General features: G+C 68.6%; 15 protein-coding genes. 1 reads left to right on the plus strand and 14 read right to left on the minus strand.

Annotated elements, in window-relative coordinates:
• Window positions 1–44: 44 nt before the first annotated feature.
• The 12 genes from GGR48_RS06910 to GGR48_RS06965 all read right to left on the minus strand — a co-directional run bounded on the left by GGR48_RS06910 (window position 45) and on the right by GGR48_RS06965 (window position 11,915).
• A complete protein-coding gene (locus tag GGR48_RS06910; RefSeq protein ID WP_183951148.1) occupies window positions 45–767 on the minus strand; it encodes a type II secretion system protein N in 723 nt (240 codons plus the stop codon).
• Window positions 767–1,240 carry a type II secretion system protein GspM gene (gene gspM / locus GGR48_RS06915; RefSeq protein WP_183951149.1) on the minus strand — a complete coding sequence of 158 codons (474 nt, stop codon included), beginning with the start codon at window positions 1,238–1,240 and terminating at the stop codon, window positions 767–769. The genes GGR48_RS06910 and gspM overlap by 1 nt, the downstream gene beginning before the upstream one ends.
• Entirely contained in the window at window positions 1,237–2,319 is a 1,083-nt protein-coding gene (gene gspL, locus GGR48_RS06920; RefSeq protein WP_183951150.1) for a type II secretion system protein GspL, read from the minus strand. Before gspL ends, gspM begins: the two co-directional genes overlap by 4 nt.
• A complete protein-coding gene (gene gspK, locus GGR48_RS06925) occupies window positions 2,319–3,308 on the minus strand; it encodes a type II secretion system minor pseudopilin GspK (protein ID WP_183951151.1) in 990 nt (329 codons plus the stop codon). The genes gspL and gspK overlap by 1 nt, the downstream gene beginning before the upstream one ends.
• Window positions 3,301–3,990, minus strand: a complete 690-nt coding sequence (gspJ, locus tag GGR48_RS06930) for a type II secretion system minor pseudopilin GspJ (RefSeq protein WP_183951152.1) — start codon at window positions 3,988–3,990, stop codon at window positions 3,301–3,303. Before gspJ ends, gspK begins: the two co-directional genes overlap by 8 nt.
• Window positions 3,991–4,061: 71 nt before the next feature.
• Window positions 4,062–4,517, minus strand: a complete 456-nt coding sequence (gene gspI / locus GGR48_RS06935; protein ID WP_420854067.1) for a type II secretion system minor pseudopilin GspI — start codon at window positions 4,515–4,517, stop codon at window positions 4,062–4,064.
• Window positions 4,518–4,590: 73 nt separating this feature from the next.
• Window positions 4,591–5,091, minus strand: coding sequence for a GspH/FimT family pseudopilin (locus GGR48_RS06940; RefSeq protein WP_276208011.1), 501 nt, complete (start codon window positions 5,089–5,091; stop codon window positions 4,591–4,593).
• An 86-nt stretch (window positions 5,092–5,177) separates the two neighbouring features.
• Window positions 5,178–5,633, minus strand: coding sequence for a type II secretion system major pseudopilin GspG (gspG, locus tag GGR48_RS06945; protein WP_183951155.1), 456 nt, complete (start codon window positions 5,631–5,633; stop codon window positions 5,178–5,180).
• 12 nt (window positions 5,634–5,645) lie between these two features.
• Window positions 5,646–6,869: a type II secretion system inner membrane protein GspF gene (gene gspF, locus GGR48_RS06950; RefSeq protein ID WP_183951156.1), complete on the minus strand. Its 1,224-nt coding sequence runs from the start codon at window positions 6,867–6,869 to the stop codon at window positions 5,646–5,648.
• Window positions 6,870–7,256: 387 nt separating this feature from the next.
• The gene (gene gspE, locus GGR48_RS06955; RefSeq protein WP_483409547.1) at window positions 7,257–8,732 is read right to left on the minus strand and encodes a type II secretion system ATPase GspE; all 1,476 of its coding nucleotides are present in this window, start codon (window positions 8,730–8,732) and stop codon (window positions 7,257–7,259) included.
• 130 nt (window positions 8,733–8,862) lie between these two features.
• Window positions 8,863–11,085, minus strand: a complete 2,223-nt coding sequence (gene gspD / locus GGR48_RS06960; protein ID WP_183951157.1) for a type II secretion system secretin GspD — start codon at window positions 11,083–11,085, stop codon at window positions 8,863–8,865.
• A complete protein-coding gene (locus GGR48_RS06965; protein ID WP_183951158.1) occupies window positions 11,082–11,915 on the minus strand; it encodes a type II secretion system protein N in 834 nt (277 codons plus the stop codon). Before GGR48_RS06965 ends, gspD begins: the two co-directional genes overlap by 4 nt.
• Before the next feature lie 105 nt (window positions 11,916–12,020).
• On the opposite strand from GGR48_RS06965, the gene GGR48_RS06970 reads away from it, so the two are divergent.
• Window positions 12,021–12,692 carry a prolyl hydroxylase family protein gene (locus tag GGR48_RS06970; RefSeq protein WP_183951159.1) on the plus strand — a complete coding sequence of 224 codons (672 nt, stop codon included), beginning with the start codon at window positions 12,021–12,023 and terminating at the stop codon, window positions 12,690–12,692.
• Window positions 12,693–13,257: 565 nt separating this feature from the next.
• On the opposite strand, the gene GGR48_RS06975 is transcribed toward GGR48_RS06970, so the two are convergent.
• Window positions 13,258–16,098, minus strand: coding sequence for a TonB-dependent receptor domain-containing protein (locus GGR48_RS06975; protein WP_183951160.1), 2,841 nt, complete (start codon window positions 16,096–16,098; stop codon window positions 13,258–13,260).
• Window positions 16,099–16,211: 113 nt separating this feature from the next.
• Window positions 16,212–17,843 (minus strand): hypothetical protein, encoded by a 1,632-nt coding sequence (locus tag GGR48_RS06980; protein WP_183951161.1) that lies wholly within the window; start codon window positions 17,841–17,843, stop codon window positions 16,212–16,214.
• Window positions 17,844–18,436 lie beyond the last annotated feature (593 nt).

The following is an 18,436-nucleotide window of genomic DNA, read 5'->3' on the forward strand; positions in this document are numbered from 1 at the left end:
AACGGGATCACCCGGCTTCGTCAAGCGCTCAAAAAGCGCCCGCGTCAAAATCTCCCCTGCGCCGACAGGCGATAGCCGCCGCCCGACCCCGCGACGAAGCCCAGCTGCTCCAGCTTGGCCGCCGCCGCCGGATCGCCAGGCGTCAGGACGAGGTCTGCGGTATAGCGGCCATCGGGACGGATGCGCAGGTTCACCGCCTCGGTCCCGCCCTGCCCCGTCATCGGCAGTAGCAGCGCGCCGGCCTCGCATCGGGCATTGCCCATCATCGTCGGCGGCAAAGGCAGCCCGCCCGCCTCGCCGGTCACGGTCGCGCGCACGCGCCCGCCCGCTTCCTCGCACACGCCGTCGCGGAAACGGACGGTGACGTCCTCCAGCGACAGCATCGTCACCGGCAATGGCGCGAACAGCGCGGCGGCGGGCAGGCTGGCGGTGACGCCGTCGATGCCCATGGCATGGCGGCTGATCGTCGCGGCGCCCATGATCGGCCGGCCATCGGCCCCCGCCCCCTCGAACGCCAGTCGCGCCCGGCCGACGAGCAGGGCCAGCGGTGACAGCGACACGCGCAGATCACCGAGCGCGACCTCGCCGAACCGCGCCTCCAGCATGCTGCCGCCCCAGATGGTGCCGCCGACCCGCCTTGCGCTCAGCCCCTGATCGGCCAGCCCGGTCGCGCCCAGCGCGAGGCGCATCGGCAGGAAGACGATCAGCGCCACGACCAGCATCGCGACGAACAGCACCGATGGCCGCGTGGTCATCCGCAACCGCATCAGGATACCCGTGTCCGCAAGAGGAGCGCGACGCCGACCGTGCGGTCGCCATTGTCGGTCAGGGTCGCCTGTTCGACCAGCACGCCGCCCCGCTCCAGCCGGGCGAGCCACGGCGTCAGCGCGGCGGGGCGCGCCGACCCGATCTGCGCGCGGACCCGGCCGGGGCCGTCCTCGGTCAGGCTGGTCAGCGTGAAGCCCGCCTGCTCGGCCGATACGCGCACCGTGTCGGCCAGCGTGCCGGACAGCGCGGCGGGACGGCGGCGGCGTTGCGAGAGTTCGGCGGCGATGGCTTGCGCCTCGCCCAGCCGGATCACCGCATCGGCATGGCGTTCACGCGCGCTCGACAGGCCGTCGCTCATCGGGCGCAGGATGCCGCCCCAGATGATCGTCACGATCAGCAGCGCGCCCATGACCAGCAACAGCCGCTTCTCGCGCAGCGAACGCCCGTCGAACCAGAGTTTCAGCGCCTTCATCGCCCACGCACCGTGAATTCTCCCGTGATCCGGCCATTGGCCGCGACGAAGGTGCTGGGCTGGACGGTGAAGCCCTGCGCCTCGATCGCGCGCTTCAGGTCGGTGGCCAGCGCCTCGCGGTCCACCGCCACGCCCAGCCGGACGTCCCCGCTCGACTGGAAGTCCAGCGCGGTCAGCTCGGTGCCGGGGACGCCGCGCACCGCCGCGAAGATCGCCGCCGCCGTCCGGCTGAAGCCCTGGCCCGGCCCGCGTACCGCCGATAGCCGCTCGGTCAACTGCCGGTCGGCATCGACCAGGGTCTCGCCACGCGGCAGCGCGGTGCGCGCGACCTGCTCGATCTTCGCCTCGGTCGCATCGGCGGCGAAGCTGTATTTGGTCCACTTCACCAGATCGATCGCCAGCGTAACGACGATGATCGTCAGACCCAGCCACGCCAGTCGCTTGACCAGCCGCCAGTCGATCGTAAAGCCGCGCCGCCGCGCGAACGGCCCTTGCCGCAGGTCGAGCGCGGGGGCTGCGGCGACCGCCCCCAACGCCGCCTCGATCCCGTCGACGTCCAGATCGGCGAGCGGCGCCTCCCCGGTGACGATCTCGGTAAAGCCCGGCTCGTCGGCGAAGCCCGACGAACGCCCGCGCACCACGCCCTGCCCGGCCAGATCGCCGCGGACATAGCCTTCATCCGGGCGCGGCAGCAGCAACGGCGCAGGCACGACCGCGACCGGGTCCACCCCCGCCGCGCCCAGCCGCGCCAGCCAGCCCGCCATCGCGCCGCGATTGACGATCCCGATCGGGCGTCCGCCATCCTCGTCCTCGCCGACCGCGACATGGAGTTCGTCCATCGGCGCGGCACTGACCTCGGCCGCCAGCAGCCGTGCGGCGGCGGCGGCCTGCGCGGTCGAGCGCGCCGGGATGTCGGCCCAGTGCAGCGACACCGCATCGGCGGGCGCGACCGCGATCACCTCGCCGTCACCCTGGGGCAGGCCCTCACCGCTGGCGGCGATGCGTTCGTCCTCGATCCGCATCCAGCGATAGTCGCCGCCCTCGCCCGGCGGCAGGAACAGGAGGTTGGTCGCACTCATCACTCTTCCCCCCAAATCCGCGCCACCAGCTGCGGCATTCCCTGTCGCGCATCGACCAGCGCGCGTTCGTCGACCCGGACGCTGCCCAGCGTCACCGTGATGCGCAGATTGAACCAGCCGCTGGTCGTCGCCACGCCGCCGCCCCCGCTCGCCCCCGGTATCTGCGCCCAGAACGCGCCCGCGTCCGCATAGCCTTGCGGCGGACGGCGCAAAAGGGCCTGTGCGATGGCACCCGGCGAAATCGTATCGACCTGCGCCATCGCGACCAGCGGTGCCTGCTCGGGGGCCAGCGTGTTGATGTTGACCATGGTCGGCGTCGCCTGGGGCAGCGTGCATATCCAGGGGCGCAGCTGGGCATACAGCTCGGGCGTCACGCCGTTGACCATGCGGAACTCGCTGACATCCGCCATCATCGCGCCGCCGGTGCGATAGGGCGGATCGCGAGTAAGATAGAGCGCATCCTCCGCGCCGCCGCCCTGCGGGTTCTGGTCGTTATCGATCCAGTCGGAGGTGGCGGTGGCGACCTGTTCGGCGACCTGGCCGGGGATACCCAGCAGCCGCATCAGCTTGGCGAAGTGCGCGACTTCCACCGCGTTGCCGATCAGCACGCCGGGCTGGCCGGGCAGCGCGCTCGCCAGGCCGTTCAGGTTGAAGCAGTTGCCGCCGTCGGTCACCCGCGCCACCGCCGAGCCGCCCCCCACCATCCCGCCGAGCGGCAACGCGAAGGGCCGGTCGCTCCATCCGCCCAGCAGCGACACCCGCCCCTGCGCCTGTTGCAGCAGATCACCGATACGGATCATCGCCAGCGCCTCTGCGGCATAGGCGTATCCGCGGGCCTGCTCGATCGCCACCGCATTGCCGCCCAGCCGGGTCGCCAGCCGCAGCTTTTCCAGCGCGGTCGCGGCCAGCACCGCGATGACCGCGACCAGGATGAGGACCGTCAGCAGCGCGGCGCCCCGCTCGCCGGACTTGGGGCAATGGTCAGCCACCGGGCGTCGCGGTCGGGGTCGGAGTGGGTGTCGGCGTGGCACCCGGGCCGCCGACCGCGCCGGCGGCGGTACGATAGCCGGTGCCGACCAGAAACAACTGGCGGAAGATCTGGCCGTCGTCGCGCACGATCGTCACCTCGGCCGCCTGGGGCAAGGCGACGCCCGGTTCGCCCTGCCATTGCTCCAGCCAGGCCCCTTGGAAACGGTAGCGCAGATGCAGCTCGCGGACGTGATCCATCAATGCGGCCGGCTCCATCGGCGTGGCCCCGTCGAGCAGCGGCCACGCCGCCCGCTCCAGCACGTCGCCGTTCAACCGATAGGCGACCTTCTGCAACGACGGCCGCTGGGCATCGTCGAGATTGCTCCAGCCCGCCCGGACCAGCCGCATCGCATCGGGTCCGGCGACCATCGCGGGCGTCTGCACCCCGCCCTCGTCGCGCGTCGGCCGGTCGACCGCCTGCGCCAGATCGGCCGACAGGATCGCGGTCGTCCGACTGACGGCGGCCATCGAATCCAGCCGCTGCCCGGTCACGCCCTGCGCCCGCACGCTGAGTGACAGGATCGCCACCGCGGCGGCGGCCAGCATCGAGAAGATGAGCAGCGCCACCATGACTTCGACCAGGGTGAAGCCCGCCTGCCCCGTACCCCCGCGCAGGCGCGGACCCAGTTCTTTCTCAACCATTGTTGCCGCAGCCGGCGTCAAGGATACTGGGCCCCCGCCTGCGCGGGGGAACCCAAAGACGGGCAGGCCGATCACGACGCCGCCACCCCGATCGCCGCCGCCGCCATGGGCGGACGCACCATCGTCATCCGCCCGACGATGCTGCCCCCGGCATTGGCGACCGCGACGTCGATCCGCACGACGCGGACATCGCCCGTCCCGCTGACGATCCGCGTCCATTTCCAGCTCCGCCCGCCATTCACCTCCGCCCCCGTCGTACGCCCGAGCGCGGGGGCTTGTGGATCGGTGACGGCGGCGATCGCGACGTTGCGCGCGACCATCTGCGCCACCAGCGTCTCGTCTAGGATCGAGGCGCCGCGAATCGTCGCGCTCTCCAGCCGGACCAGCGCCATCGCCGCCAGGCTGAACACCGCGAGCGCGACCATGATCTCGATCAGGGTAAAGCCCGCTTCTGTTCCTCCCCTGCAAGGGGAGGTGGCAGGCCGAAGGCCTGACGGAGGGGTGTAACGGCCAGCGAGGGGACAGATCGCGAGCGGCGATACCCCTCCGTCACGGCTGCGCCGTGCCACCTCCCCTTGCAGGGGAGGAATATGGGATGCCTCACCCATCGACGCGCACCGTACCGTCCGCCCCGATCCGCACGATGCTGCTCGCCCGCTCGCGGGTCAGGCGCAGCTCGACCGGGCGGTCGGCCAGCCCCGTCACGTCGAAGGTGATCCGCACCCGCCCGCTGGCGTCGGGAATCTGCGCCTGCGTGCCGTCCTCCCATTGCGCCACGCGCAAAGGCTTGGCGGTCATCGGACTCCACGCGCCCTCCGCGCGCCGGTCGAAGCCATAGCCGCCGCGCGTCACCCAGATGCTGACCGGCGACGCCTCGACCACCGCCACGTCATGCGCGGCGCGGACGCGGGCGGCGAATTTCAACGCCTCGTCCGCCACCCGCCCGCGCCGATCGGGCAAAGACCAGACCGCGATGGCGGAGGCCAGCCCGATGACGGTGATGACGATCATCAGTTCGACCAGGGTGAAACCGTTGGCCCGTGCACTTCGACTTCGCTCAGTGCGAACGGAGGTTCGGACCGGTGCCCCCGCTCCGTTCAGCCTGAGCGAAGTCGAAGGCCACGCCCGAACCTCCCCACGCAGGCCCAGCCCGCCGCCGTTCCCGGCATCCAGGCGGGCACGCAGGCTCACTTATCCCAGTTGCCAATATCCGCGTTGATCCCCTCGCCGCCTTCCTTGCCATCGGCGCCGTAGGTCCAGACATCCGCCTCGCCGTGCTGGCCGGGCGAAGCGTAGAGGTACGGACGGCCCCAGGGGTCGTCGGGCAGCTTCTTGAGATAGCCGCCCTTCTGGTAACGCGACGGATCGGCGAGGCCGGCGGGCATCGTCACCAGCGCCTGCAACCCCTGCGACGTCGTCGGGAAGGTCAGGTTCTGGAGCTTGTACAGCTCCAGCCCGCCCTCGATCTGCGCGATGTCGGCCTTGGCCTTCTGCACGCGCGCGGTGTCGCCCGAGGGGAGCACGTTCAGCGCGACGATCGTCGCCAGCAGGCCGATGATGACGATCACGACCATCAGTTCGACCAGGGTAAAGCCGTTGGCGGGCCGCTTGCGGCGAATCGGACGGCGATTTTGGGTACGCATCAACATGTCCTCTTATTGACCGGCCAGCGTGTTGAGCTGGAGGATCGGCAGCAGGATGGATAGCACGATCGTCGCGACCACGCCGCCCATCACGACGATGATCGCCGGTTCGAGCAGCGAGAGCGCGGTGGCGGTGAAGCGGTCGAATTCGCGCTCCAGATAATCGGCGGCGCGCTCCAGCATCTCGTCCAGCCGACCCGCCGCCTCGCCGCTGGCCGCCAGATAGGTGAGCAGCGGCGGGAACACCCCCGCCCGCCGCATCGCCGCTGAGAGGCTCCCACCGCCCCGGATCGAGTCGACGATGGCGTCGGACGCCACGCGCAACCGGCGGTTATGGATGGTCCCGGCGGTCAGCGTCAGTCCTTCGAGCAGCGGCAGCCGGCTGGCCACCATCGTCCCCAGCGTGCGCGCCATTCGCGCAGCGTGCAGGTCGCGCAGCAACCGCCCAAGCAGCGGCAGCTTGAGCAGCCAAGTGTCGAAGGACAGCCGGATCGCCGGCACCTTCAACGCCCGCCAGAAACCGACGCCGACGATCGCCGCCAGCCCCGCCATTAACCACCACCAGCCGACCAGCAGGTCCGACACGGTGATGACCATACGGGTCAGGAAGGGCAGTTCCTGCCCGACCGTGTCGAACTGCTCGACCACCTGCGGCACGACGAACATCATCAGCGCGGTGACGACACCCAGCGCCACGACCGCCAGGATCGTCGGATAGGCGAGCGCGGTGATAAGCTTGCCGCGAATCTCCGCCTGCCGCTCGAGCAAGGCCGCCAGCCGTTCGAGGATCGTCGGCAGCGTCCCCGAACTCTCCCCCGCCGCGACCATCGCGCGGTAAAGCGGCGGGAAGCTCTTCGGCTCGCGCGCCATCGCGTCGGCGAGGCGACGGCCCTCGGTGACGCCCTGATGCACCGTCGCGACGATGGCGCGCACGCGCTCCTGCTCGGTCTGGCGGGTGATCGTGCGGAGCGACTCCTCCAAGGGCGAGACGCGATTGAGCGTGGCGAGCTGGCGGGTGAACAGCGTCAGCTGCTTGACCGACATGCGCGCGCGGCCGAGCTTCAGCCCGAAGAGCGGACGCCGTTCGGCGGTGTCGCCGCTGCCCGGCTTGACCGAAACGACGTAGAGCCGCTGCTTCTCCAGCGCGGCGCGCGCGGCGTCGCTGGTCTCGGCGGGGATGAACCCACGCTTCTCCGCACCCTTCGTATCGATCGCGACATAGTCGAACCCGGCCATGTCAGTGCGCCTTCACAAGGTCCTGTTCCCCCGCGAAGGCGGGGGTCCAGTTGCTGCGAGGCGTGTCGGATCGCCATTTTATCTCACGCGGAGACGCGGAGACGCGGAGAAGGGCATTTTCGCGCAGAGGCGCAGAGGACGCAGAGATGTCGTCCTCGCCGCGCCAACGGCCCTCCAGTTTCGGCTTGTTGAAAAGGCTGTGCGCTACCGCGCACGAGACACCTCTGCGTCCTCTGCGCCTCTGCGCGAACCTATTCTTTCTCCGCGTCTCCGCGTCTCCGCGTGAACCGATGACACGACGACCGGCAACGTTCGCCCCGATACGGCCGGGGCACTGGCCCCCCGCCTTCGCGGGGGAGCGGGAAATGAGGAGCGTGCGCACCGCCTTCACACCGCGTCGGAATCGCGGCGGGATACGCGGATGGCTTCCTCGGCCGTGGTCACGCCGTCCAGCACCAGCGTCCGCGCCACTGCCGCCAGCGGTTGCTGCCGGGCGAAGGCATGTGCCGAAATCGCCTGTTCATCGCCGCCTTCGTTGATGAGGCGCCGAATCACATCGTCCACCCGTACCGCCTCGTACACGCCCGTCCGGCCTTTATAGCCCGAGCCGTTGCACTGCGGACAGCCGACCGCCTCATAGACGGTGGCCTGGGCGTCGATGCCCAGCAGCGGCGCGACCGTTTCCTTCGCCTCGACCGGCCGCTTGCACGCCGGGCACAGCCGCCGCACCAGCCGCTGCGCGATGACGGCGCGCAGCGTCGAGGCGAGCAGGAACGGCTCGACCTTCATGTCGCGCATCCGGGTGATCGCGCCCACCGCATCGTTGGTATGGACCGTCGACAGCACCAGATGCCCGGTCAGCGAGGCCTGCACCGCGATCTCGGCCGTCTCGCGGTCGCGGATTTCGCCCACCATCACCACGTCCGGGTCCTGGCGCAGGATCGCGCGCAAACCGGCCGCGAAGGTCAGGCCGACCTTGGCGTTGACCTGGGTCTGCCCCACGCCCTCGACCGCATATTCGACCGGGTCCTCGACGGTCAGGATATTGCGGCTGCCATCGTTGAGCAGGCGCAGCGCGGCATAGAGGCTGGTCGTCTTGCCCGAGCCGGTCGGCCCGGTGACGAGGATGATGCCGTTCGGCTCGCTCAACGCCTCGCGCAACAGCGCGTACATCGCCGGGTTCATCCCCAGCGCGTCGAGGTCGATGCCGGCATTCTCCTTGTCGAGGATACGCAGCACCACGCGCTCGCCAGCCCGGCTGGGCAAGGTCGAGACACGCACGTCGAGCAGCTTGCCACCCAGCGTCAGCGCCATGCGCCCGTCCTGCGGCACGCGCCGCTCGGCGATGTCGAGCCGGGCCATGACCTTGATGCGGCTGACCACCACCGGCGCGACATGCGGCGGCATGCGCAGCGTCTCGCGCAGCACGCCGTCGATCCGCATCCGGACGACGAGACCAGTCTCATAGGGCTCGATATGGATGTCCGACACGCCGTTGCGCGCGGCATCGGCGATGATGCCGTTGATGAGCCGGATGGCGGGCGCATCGTCGGCGGTGTCGAGCAGGTCCTCGGCGGTCGGGATGCCGTCGGCCAGCATGTCGAGTTCGTCGCCCATACCGACCGCCGCGATCGCAGTTGCCTGTCCGTCCATCGCATAGGCGTCGGACAGGAGGCGGTCGAAGGCGGGGCCTTCCACGCGCGCAATGGCGAACGGGCGACCGATATGACGGCGCAGCTCGATCAGCGCGCGCGGGTCGGCGCCTTCGCGAAGCGCCACGGTCAGCGGTTCGGTGCTCTGGACGACCGTGCCGAATTTGCGCGCGAAGGCATAGGGGATGGTCAGGGGGGCGACCAGTTCCAGCGTTTCAGGGACTTCATCGGCGGCGGGAAGTCGGAGAGCGGGTGGCCCTCCCCCATCCCCTCCCGCCTGCGGGGGGGGCGTGCCCAGTGGCAGGGGGACGGTGTCCCCCGTGGGGAGGGGTTTCCGCGCGTCAGTCACGGCGCTTGATCGGTTCGACCGACTTGGCGACGGGGACGGCGATACGCGGGTCCTCGATATTGCCGGGCATCGGTGCGTGCGGGATCGGCGGCGCGGCGTTCATGTAATCGCGCACCAGCTCGTCGATGGACGGCTCGACGCCGGGCTGGGCATAGCCCTGAAGCTGGCGCAGATAGCCGTAACGTTGTTCGGTGACGCGGCGGCTGTCCTCGGGGGTGCGCAGGATGGTCGGGCGGATGAAGACCATCAAATTGGTCTTCGACCGACTGCGCGCCTTGGAGCGGAACAGCGCGCCCAGGCCGGGAATGTCGCCGAGCAGCGGAATCTTCTCGATCGTGCGGCGTTCGTTATCGTCGAGCAGGCCGCCGATGACCGTGATTTGGCCGTCATCGGGGGTGAAGACATTCTCGAACGCGCGCTTGTTGAGGATCAGTTCGCTATTGTTGCTCGACACCGGCCCCGCGATCGAGCTGACTTCGAGACGGACATAGAGTTTCAGCGAGCCGCCCGCATTGACCTGCGGCTTCACGTCCAGCTGGATGCCGACATTCTGGCGCTGCACGGTGCGGAAGGCATTGTCGAAATTGTTCGACAGCGCCTGGCCGGTCGTCACCGGAATTTCCTGACCCACCAGGCTGTGCGCCTGCTGGTTGTCCAGCGTAATGATGTGCGGGACCTGGAGCAGGTTGGAGGTCGTGTCGCTCTTCACCGCATTGATGATCGCGCCGAACACCGTGTCGCCGATCTGCCCGCCCCAGCCGGCAAAGCCGCCGGTGGTGCCCAGGATCGACTGCACCGCCGACTGGGTCAGCTGGTTGAACGAGGCGTTGGGGACGTTGGTCTCGGTGCGCGTGCCATCGGGGGCGACGACGACGGTGCGATTGCCGCCCAGCGTCTGCGCGCCCACAGCACCTGCGATCTGCAGGATGTTGGGCGCGGTATTGCCATAGGTCGAGGCCGCGAACGCCCCGCCCGACAGGCTGCCAAGCAGGAACTGCGCGCCCAGCCGCCGCGCGGTCTGGTCGGATACTTCGGCGACGATCGCCTCGATCAGCACCTGTTCGCGGCGCACGTCGAGCTGGCGGATGACCTCGCCGATCTGACGCTGGATGTCGGCGGGCCCCGCCACGACGATGGCATTGGCGCCGGTGAAGCGGGTGACGACCGCCGCCGTCCGGCCCCCTTGCGTGCTGATCGCGGGCTGCTGGCCATTCTGCCCGCCGGCCCCGGGGGCGCTCTGCGCCTGGGGCTGGGCGACCGGCTGGATACGCTGCGCGATCGAGGTGCCCGCGGCCGAGCCGGCCTGGCTGTTGGTCTGGGTGAAGCTGCCGCGCGACAGGGTGGTTTCCTGCACCGGATCGGGCGTCTGGCCGACCAGCTGCTGGAGCACGGGCAGAAGCTGCTCGGCATCGGCATTTTGCAGGAAGACGACGCGGATTTCGGTGCCGCTCTTGGCCTTGTTGTCCAGGTCGATCGCGATCTGGGCGAAGCGCGCGACGCTCGACGGATCGCCGCGCAGCGCGATGGAGTTGGAGCTGTCGATCGCCACGACCGACACGCCGGTCGACCCTTGCGGCCCACCGCCGCCCTGGCCCCCGCCGCCGCCACCGGCCAGCGTCTGGAGCGCCGTCGCGATCTCGCGCGCGCCGGCATTGCGCAGCGCGATGACGCGGGTCGAGGCATTGTCGGCGTCGATCCGGCGCACGACCTCGCGGATGCGGCGGATATTGTCGGCGAAATCGACCACGACCAGGCTGTTGCCGCCGCGATTGGCGGTCACCGATCCTTGCGCGCTGACCAGCGGGCGCACCGTCTCCAGCGCGCTCGTCGCGTCGATCGCGCGCAGGCGGATGATCTCGGTGACGTAGGAATTGCGGTTCGCGCCCGCCGACCCGATGCGGCTGGGCTGCGAGGCGGCATTGTCGATCGGCTGCACCCGGAACGCGCCACCCGAGGTCGGCACCGCGACCAGGCCGTTGGAGCGCAGCGTCGAAAGGAATATCTCGAAATATTCGGAGCGCGACAGCGGCCGGTCGGTCACCACGGTCACCTTGCCGTTGACCCGGCTGTCGATGATGAAGGTCCGCCCCGTCACCTTGGCGGCATCGGCGATGAAGGCGCGGATGTCGGCGTCACGGACGTTGAGCGTGGTCTGCGCCTGCGCGCCCACCGCGAGCGCTAATGCCAGAACCGAACCGAGAACGAGCTTTTTCATGGCTTGGATGCTGCAATCTGAAGGGACAGCGGCAGCGTCTGATCGCCCCGCTCGACCGTGATGGAAAGAGAGCCGCCCTGTGCGAAGTCGCTCGCCAGACGGTCGATGTCACCGGGACCGGTCACCGGACGCCCGGCCAGCGCGGTAACGACATCGCCCTCGCGCAGGCCCGCCGCCCGGAACGCCGCGCCCGAGCCGATCGGGCGGACGACGAGGCCGGAGACACGCCCGCCCTCCAGACGCGGGATGAAGCCGATGTCCTGCCGCACCTGCCCCAATGCGACGCCCTGCCCGCTTGGTGCCGGAGCGGTGGCGATGGGCGTCATGCCCGGTGCGGTGCCGGCGGCGGGGGGTGCGTCGGACTGGTCGAGATACAGGTCCTCGGTCGCGCCGCCGCGGTCGATGGTGATATGGTCGAACGCCACCGCCTTCAGCGTGACGCCGGGCTGCACCTCCTCGCCGACCGAGACCGAGCGCTGGACGCCGTCCGGCCCCGCCACGATCGCCGAGCCGCGCCCCGACGCCTCGTCGATGCGCGTGCCGAACAGGGTCAGCTGGAGATTGGTGACGGCGGCCGGCGCGGCCTGTTGCCCCTGCAACCGGAAGAAGGGGTCGAAGCCGTCAAGGATCGCGGCGGTCGATCCGGCGATGACCGGCGCCGCCGGACGCCAGTCACCCAGCGGCGAAACCGGCGTCGCCAGCACCCATAGCAGCCGCGCGCCCTGAACGGCGAGGACCGCCATCAGCGCCAGCTCGGCCACCGAATAGACATTCACGACGGGCAGACGCCGCAACAACCGGCGCCCGCGCGCGTCGAGCCTCAACCGCATGAAACCAGACCCCATCCGCTTTATTCGCACTAGGCATGGCATGTTACATGTTTGCGTCAAAGCCCCGAAACATGTTCGTCATATTGGTTTCACATGAAAGATGCGATGAACGCCCTGACCGAAGCATGGCCCGATCTGGGCAATGGCCTTGATTCCGCACCGATTGTCGCGCGACTGACGGCAACGCCGGGCGTCCAGCGGCTGCCCAGCCCCAAGCTGACCCTGTTCGTCAAACGCGACGTGCTGCCGCCCGAACTCTGCGCCGAGCTGATCACCCGAATCGATGCGGTACGCCGCCCTTCAACCATCGCCGACCCCAATGGCGACAGCGCGTTCCGGACCAGCGAGACGGGCGACCTGCCCGCCGACGATCCGACGGTGATCGACACCGAACGCCATATCGCGATGCTGACCGGCCTGTCGGCCGCGCATGGCGAGCCGATCCAGGGACAGCGTTACGCGGTCGGTCAGGAGTTCAAGGCACACACCGATTATTTCGACCTGAACGGCGCCGACTATCACCGCTATTGCGGGCTGTCGGGCAATCGCACCTGGACGGTCATGCTCTACCTGAACACACCCGAAGCCGGCGGCGCGACCCGGTTCAAGGCGGTCGACAAGATGATCCAGCCCGAACCCGGCAAGATGGTCGCGTGGAGCAACCGCCGCGCGGACGGCTCGCTCAACCCCGCGACGCTGCACCAGGCGATGAAGGTGCGGGCGGGGGTGAAATATGTGATCACCAAATGGTATCGGGAATTGCCCTGGCGGGGATGAGTGCCCGCTGGCACGGCTTTCCGCCTCCGTTCTCACTGAGCGCGGGCGAGGCGCACGTCCCGGTGCGGGCGGCTTGGTGGATGGTGTCCCGTGGCCTTCGACTACGCTCAGGCTGAACGGGGTGTGGGACAACCCCACTCTCACCCCCGTTCGCACGGATTCCTACCTCCGTTTACACTGAGCGAAGTCGAAGTGCACACCCGACGCGCGCCGCTTGGCGGACGGAATCCCGTGGCCTTCGACTACGCTCAGGCTGAACGGGGGGCGGGACAGCCTCACTCACACCACTGTTCGCACGGATTCCCAACCTCCGTTCACACTGAGCCAAGTCGAAGTGCACGCCCCACGCGCGCCGCTTGGCAGGCGGAATCCCGTGGCCTTCGACCACGCTCAGGCTGAACGGGGGGTGCCGGACAGCCTCACTCCCAACCCCGTTCGCACGGCTTCTCACCTCCGTTTGCACTGAGCGAAGTCGAAGTGCACGCGCCCCCACCCCGCCGAAAAACAAAAGGCCGCCGTCCGGATCACTCCGGACGACGGCCCCTGGCCCACGAACCCTCCGCGATCAGAAGGTCGTGCTGATCCCCAGCGAGAAGACGCGGCCCAGATTATACCGGTTCAGATACACGAACCGGCCATTCCCGAAGTCCTGCCGCTCGTTGTAGCGCGTGCGGGTCAGGTTGCGCGCCTCGGCCTTCAGCTCGAACTTGCCGCCGGCCAGCTCGAAGCCCTGACGTGCGACGAGGTCGAGGCGGATGCCGGGCACCTCGATGATGTCCGGCTGGAACCCATCGCCCGACAGATAGGACGGACCGCGATTGGTCACGCGGTTGCTGGCGTAGTTGAACAGCAGCGTGACCTGCGACAGCGCGGCGGTGTCCTCGACGCCCAGCTGCAGATTGACCAGATGGTCCGACTGGCCGGTCAGCGACGCGCCGTCGCGGAACAGCAGCCGCGCCTGGCCGAAGCCCGAGGCGCAGCCGTTCAGGCCGGGCGAGCCGGCGGCCACCGCCGGGTTGGGCACGCAGGTCGAGTCGGCGTTAATCTTCGACTTGGTGTAGGTATAGTTGGCGATCGCGACCAGGCGACGCGTCGCGAAGAAGTCGCCGCCCAGGCCCGACAGCGGTACATATTTCTGCAACTCGACCTCGGCACCATAGAGGATCGCCGAGGGCAGATAGGTGAAGCCCGTCTGCAACCGGTCGTCCGCGCCGGTATAGAAGCCGACCTGCTCGATTGGGTTCTTGATCCGCTTGTAGAAGCCGGCCAGCGTGAAGCGCTGATCGCGCGCATAGAACCATTCGTAGCGCGCCTCGAGGTTCCACAGCTCGCTGTCACGCAGGTTCGGGTTACCGAAGAACAGGCGGTCCGAGTCGGGATCGCGGAACTGCTGCGGTGCGAGTTCGCGGAACTGCGGCCGCGAGATCGTCTTGGCGCCGCTCGCGCGCAGCTGCATGTCGGCCGCGAAGTTCCAGGTCAGCGTCCCCGCTGGCAGGAAATAGGCGTTCTTCAGGCGGGTCGTGGTGCCGAGCACCGGCGTGACCGTCTCGACCGCGTTTTCATAGCGGATACCCGCCACCGCGCGCAGGCCGTCGGTGACCTCCGCCTCGGCCTGGGCATAGCCGGCATGGACGTCCAGCTTGGCGTCATAGGCATAGGCGCCGGCCTGGGTCGAGAATTGCAGCTGCAGCGTGCACTTCGGGTCGGCGCGCAGCGGGCAGGCGTTGTTGATCACGTCCGGGCTGAGCAGATAGTCCGGGCGGTACAGATTATACGGAAAGCCCGGCGCGGTGCCCGCGCCGTCGCTGGTCTGGTAATTCAGCTGGATACGGCTCGAATAGCGGTCCGTGCCCTGGTAGAAATAACCGGTGCTCAGCGTGATCGGACGGTCGCTGTCGAGCTTGTAGGAAAGGTCGGCCTGACCGGTCCATAGATTCTCGTTCAGCTCCGAGAAGATGATCGAGGCGAACGGCGTGAAGCGCTGCGTCACCTGATAGGCACCGTTGCACTGGAAACCGCCCGCGCCATTGGCACCGTCATAGCTGATCGGCAGGCCCGTGGTCGTACGGTTCGAGCAGAGATAGTCGAACTGCCGCTCATAGGGCGCGTTGCGCTTGGAGTTGGCGAAGGCGCCGCGCGCGTCGAACTTCAACGCGTCGGTCAGCTTGAACTCGCCGACCAGCTGGCTTTCGATCAGCTGGCGCTCGAACCAGTTGGTGTTCTGCTGGAAGCGCAGGCCGCTGGGGTTGTTGTACAGCTCGGCCGCCGATCCGCGACCCTGCTTCAGCGTGTCGTGGATATAGACGTTGGTCCAGCGGATCGTGTTGTTGCCGAACTCATAGCCCAGACCGACCAGCGCGTTGGCGACGATGCGGTTGTCGGTCAGCAGCGTGCGGAAATCGTTGCGCAGCGTGCCGTCGGGCGACACCGAATCCTGCTGGATCGCCGAGCGGGTGCGGAAGGTGTTGGACAGGCTGAGCGACGAGATCACGCCCAGACGGTCGCTGCCGATGTCGAACACCGAACCACCCGACAGCTCGCCCGACCAGTTGGCGGGCAGCTGGTTGTTACGCTGGAGCAGCGTGGTCGAAGCGTTGGACAGCTGCGCGACCTGCGCCGCCGGGATCAGGCCCGAGCCGCGCCCGGCCTGGATGTCGCGTACGAACTGCGGCACGGAGCGCGTGCCGTCGTCGAAGCCCAGCCAGTCGGCGTCGCCGCCGCGATAAGTATAGCCCAGCTCGCTGGTCGTGGCATCGTCGGCCGCCAGCGTGACGCCGCCCGAGATGAAGTTCTTGGCCGGGATCGCCTTGGTCGTCAGGTTGATGACGCCGCCGCCGAACTCGCCTGGATAATTGACCGAATAGGTCTTCTGGACCAGCGCCGAGCCGACGATGGTGGTCGGGAAGATGTCGAGCGGGACCGAGCGGCGCAGCGGCTCGGGGCTGGGCAGCGGCGAGCCGTTAAGCAGCGACGAGGAATAGCGGTCGCCCAGACCACGGACATAGACGAAGCCGCCGCCGACGACCGACAAGCCGGTGACGCGGGTCAGCGCGCCGGCGATGTCGCCCTCGCCCGTGCGCGCGATGTCGGCGGCCGACAGGACCGAGACGATCTGCGGCGTGGCGCGGATGGTGTTGGGGATGTTGCGGCCGACCACGACGATCTCGCCGCTGGCCGAGGCATCGACGCCGGGGGCCGAGATTTCGACCGGCTCTTCCGCCGCCTGGCCGTCCTGGCCGGTCGGGGTCTGGCTCTGCGGGGTCGCCGGCCCGTCGGGGCTGGTGGCGGTGGTGCTGGTCTGCGCGGGCGCAGGGGTGGCGCCACCCGCCGTCTGCGCGAGCAGCGCCGGCGCGACAAGTTGCGAGGTCAGGAGCAGGAGGGAGGCATAAGCGAGGCGTCGCTGCATGGCCGGGTCATCCAATCAGATTTTCATGGGGGAAAGCCGGGGCGGCGATGATCCGCCACCCCGGCTTGCCGAGAGCGCCCGGAGAAGACCCAAGCGCATGGTTCAGCCGGGCCTTAGCGGCCGTTGCAGCTGAAATAGACCGAGGTGAAGACCGGCGGGCCCTGATCCTGCAGGTCGGCATTGGCGGCGCGGATCGTGGTGCGATCGGCGCCCGAGCCGGCACCCGCGATCAGGTTGACGCAGGCGACGCCCGACTGGGTCGACTTCACGATGCCGTTGATGAAGGTCATGTCGGCACCACCGCGCAGGCGGATCGCGGCGGGTGCGTTCGCGGTCTGGACGAAGGTGAAGTTGGCATAGCGGCCGAAGGTGCGCGGCAGCAGGTCCTCGGCATTGTTCGAGTCGATCTCGGTCGAGAAGCTGTCCGCCGTCGCGCCCAGCGTACGCTGCGCCGCGATCATGAACTGCATGAAGCCGCGATAGCCATTGTCGATGTCGAAGCCGTCATCGTCCGCGCCGGTGATCGCGATGTACTTCAGGTTCGACGTGCCGCCGAAGATCTCGATGCCGTCATCGGCCGAGTTGTGGCTCTGGATATGATCCAGAACGGTGCCCGACCCGGTGCCGCCCAGCGTCAGGCCCTGCAGCTCGTTGCCGTCCGAGATGGCGATGCCCGAATAGCGGATCTGGACATAGGACATCTGGCCCGACGAGTCGGCCTGGTTCGCACCGCCGTAGAAGCGGCCGGTCACGCCCTCGATCGCCAGCTGGCAGGTGGTCGAGGTGCCGGCGGCGTTGTTCGGGCCGGTGCCGGTGGCGCAGACGGCGGTCGGCGCACGGCCGAGCAGGATGATGCCGCCCCACTGGCCCTGGGTCGCGTCGGACACACCGTTGCTGACCAGATTCTGCTGCGAGGTGAAGACGATCGGTGCGTCGCGTGTGCCGACGGCCGAAATCTTCGAGCCGCGATTGACGAGCAGCAGGTCGTTGGTCGCCTCGGTCGAGTCGGCGGCGATCACCACGCCCGGCGCGATGGTCAGGGTCACACCGGTGCCACCGGTCGAACCCAGATCGGCGCCGACTTCGGTCTGGCCGCGCAGGCGATAGACGACGCCGGCGATCTTCGGCAGCGTCAGGTCGCTGGTGATGTTCTGCGGCAGGCGGCAGAAGCGCAGCGTCGGCGAGGACGAGCTGTTGGTACCGTCATCGGTGGTGCCGGTCGGGCAGGTCGAGGTCGACGCCGAATAGGTGCCGATCGACGGCACCGCGGTGCAGCGCGCACCCGAACCGCCGAATTCAGCCGAGGTCGAGTTGCAGGTCCAGCCCTGGAAGGCGGTGTCCGACGGACCGTTCAGCGCGCCGACATAATTGGTCGAGGTGAAGAAGCTGTTCAGCGTCGAGGGATCAGACGCGGTGGTCAGCGAGGTGCTGCTGGTCGGATAGATGCCGTTCAGCGCACCGCCGGTGCCGTTGACGTTGTTGTTGCTGCCCGCATTGACGATCGCGAACTGCTCGGCGGCGGTGATCGTCACGCCGTTGACGGTCGTTTCCTTGGCGAAGTCGGCCGCGGTGATGGCGGCGGTCGGTGCCGGGGTGGGCGACGGGGTCGGCGTCGGCGCCGGCTGCACGATCACCACACTGCCCGCGCCGGGCGAGGCCACGCTGTCCGCTCCGCCGCAGGCGGCGAGCGCCGCGCAGGCCGAGCTGGTCATGAGAATGAGGCCGAAGCGCTTGATGCTCGCCATCGCCGAAAAACTCCCGATCTTATCGTTGCTGTGCGGGCGAGGGTCCGCCCGGCGATCGACTCGAGCCTGTTCCCCCTGGCCGATCCCGAGCCGGGCGTTAGGCGTGACAGATGACGCCAAGATGCCGTTTCAGAGAAACTTTTGTGACGGTTGCGAGTCGATTTCGTGACAGTGTGGGGTTGCTGGGGTGACGCGTGGGGCGTGGCGGTTGGCTTGGCCCAGGCTGAATGAGGCGGGGAAATGGGGTTTTCGGTCAGGGACTTGCCATCGACGCATTTCGACGGAGGTGGAATGGCGGATCGTGTCGGGGCTGTTTGGCGTGGCTTTGGCCCTTGGCCTTCGACTTCGCTCAGGCTGAACGGAAGGCGGGCGCGCGGAGCTGCCGGTGAAGCACGTTGACCGCCGGGCGGTCACGCGGAGCGGCAGCTTGAGGGAACACCTAATGGAGGTCAGAAAAGACACTGGAGGAGGGCGTGGGACATAGGCTTCGCCCGCCCGGGGAGTGTCAGGAATTTCGTGTGCGGGCGGGCGGATGAACATTACGCCGCCATGGCCTTGATGAAGCGTTCGCCGAAGATGACGGCGAACTGGGC

Origin of the sequence: Sphingomonas pseudosanguinis (assembly GCF_014196255.1) — a bacterium.
GTDB classification, from domain to species: Bacteria; Pseudomonadota; Alphaproteobacteria; order Sphingomonadales; family Sphingomonadaceae; genus Sphingomonas; species Sphingomonas pseudosanguinis.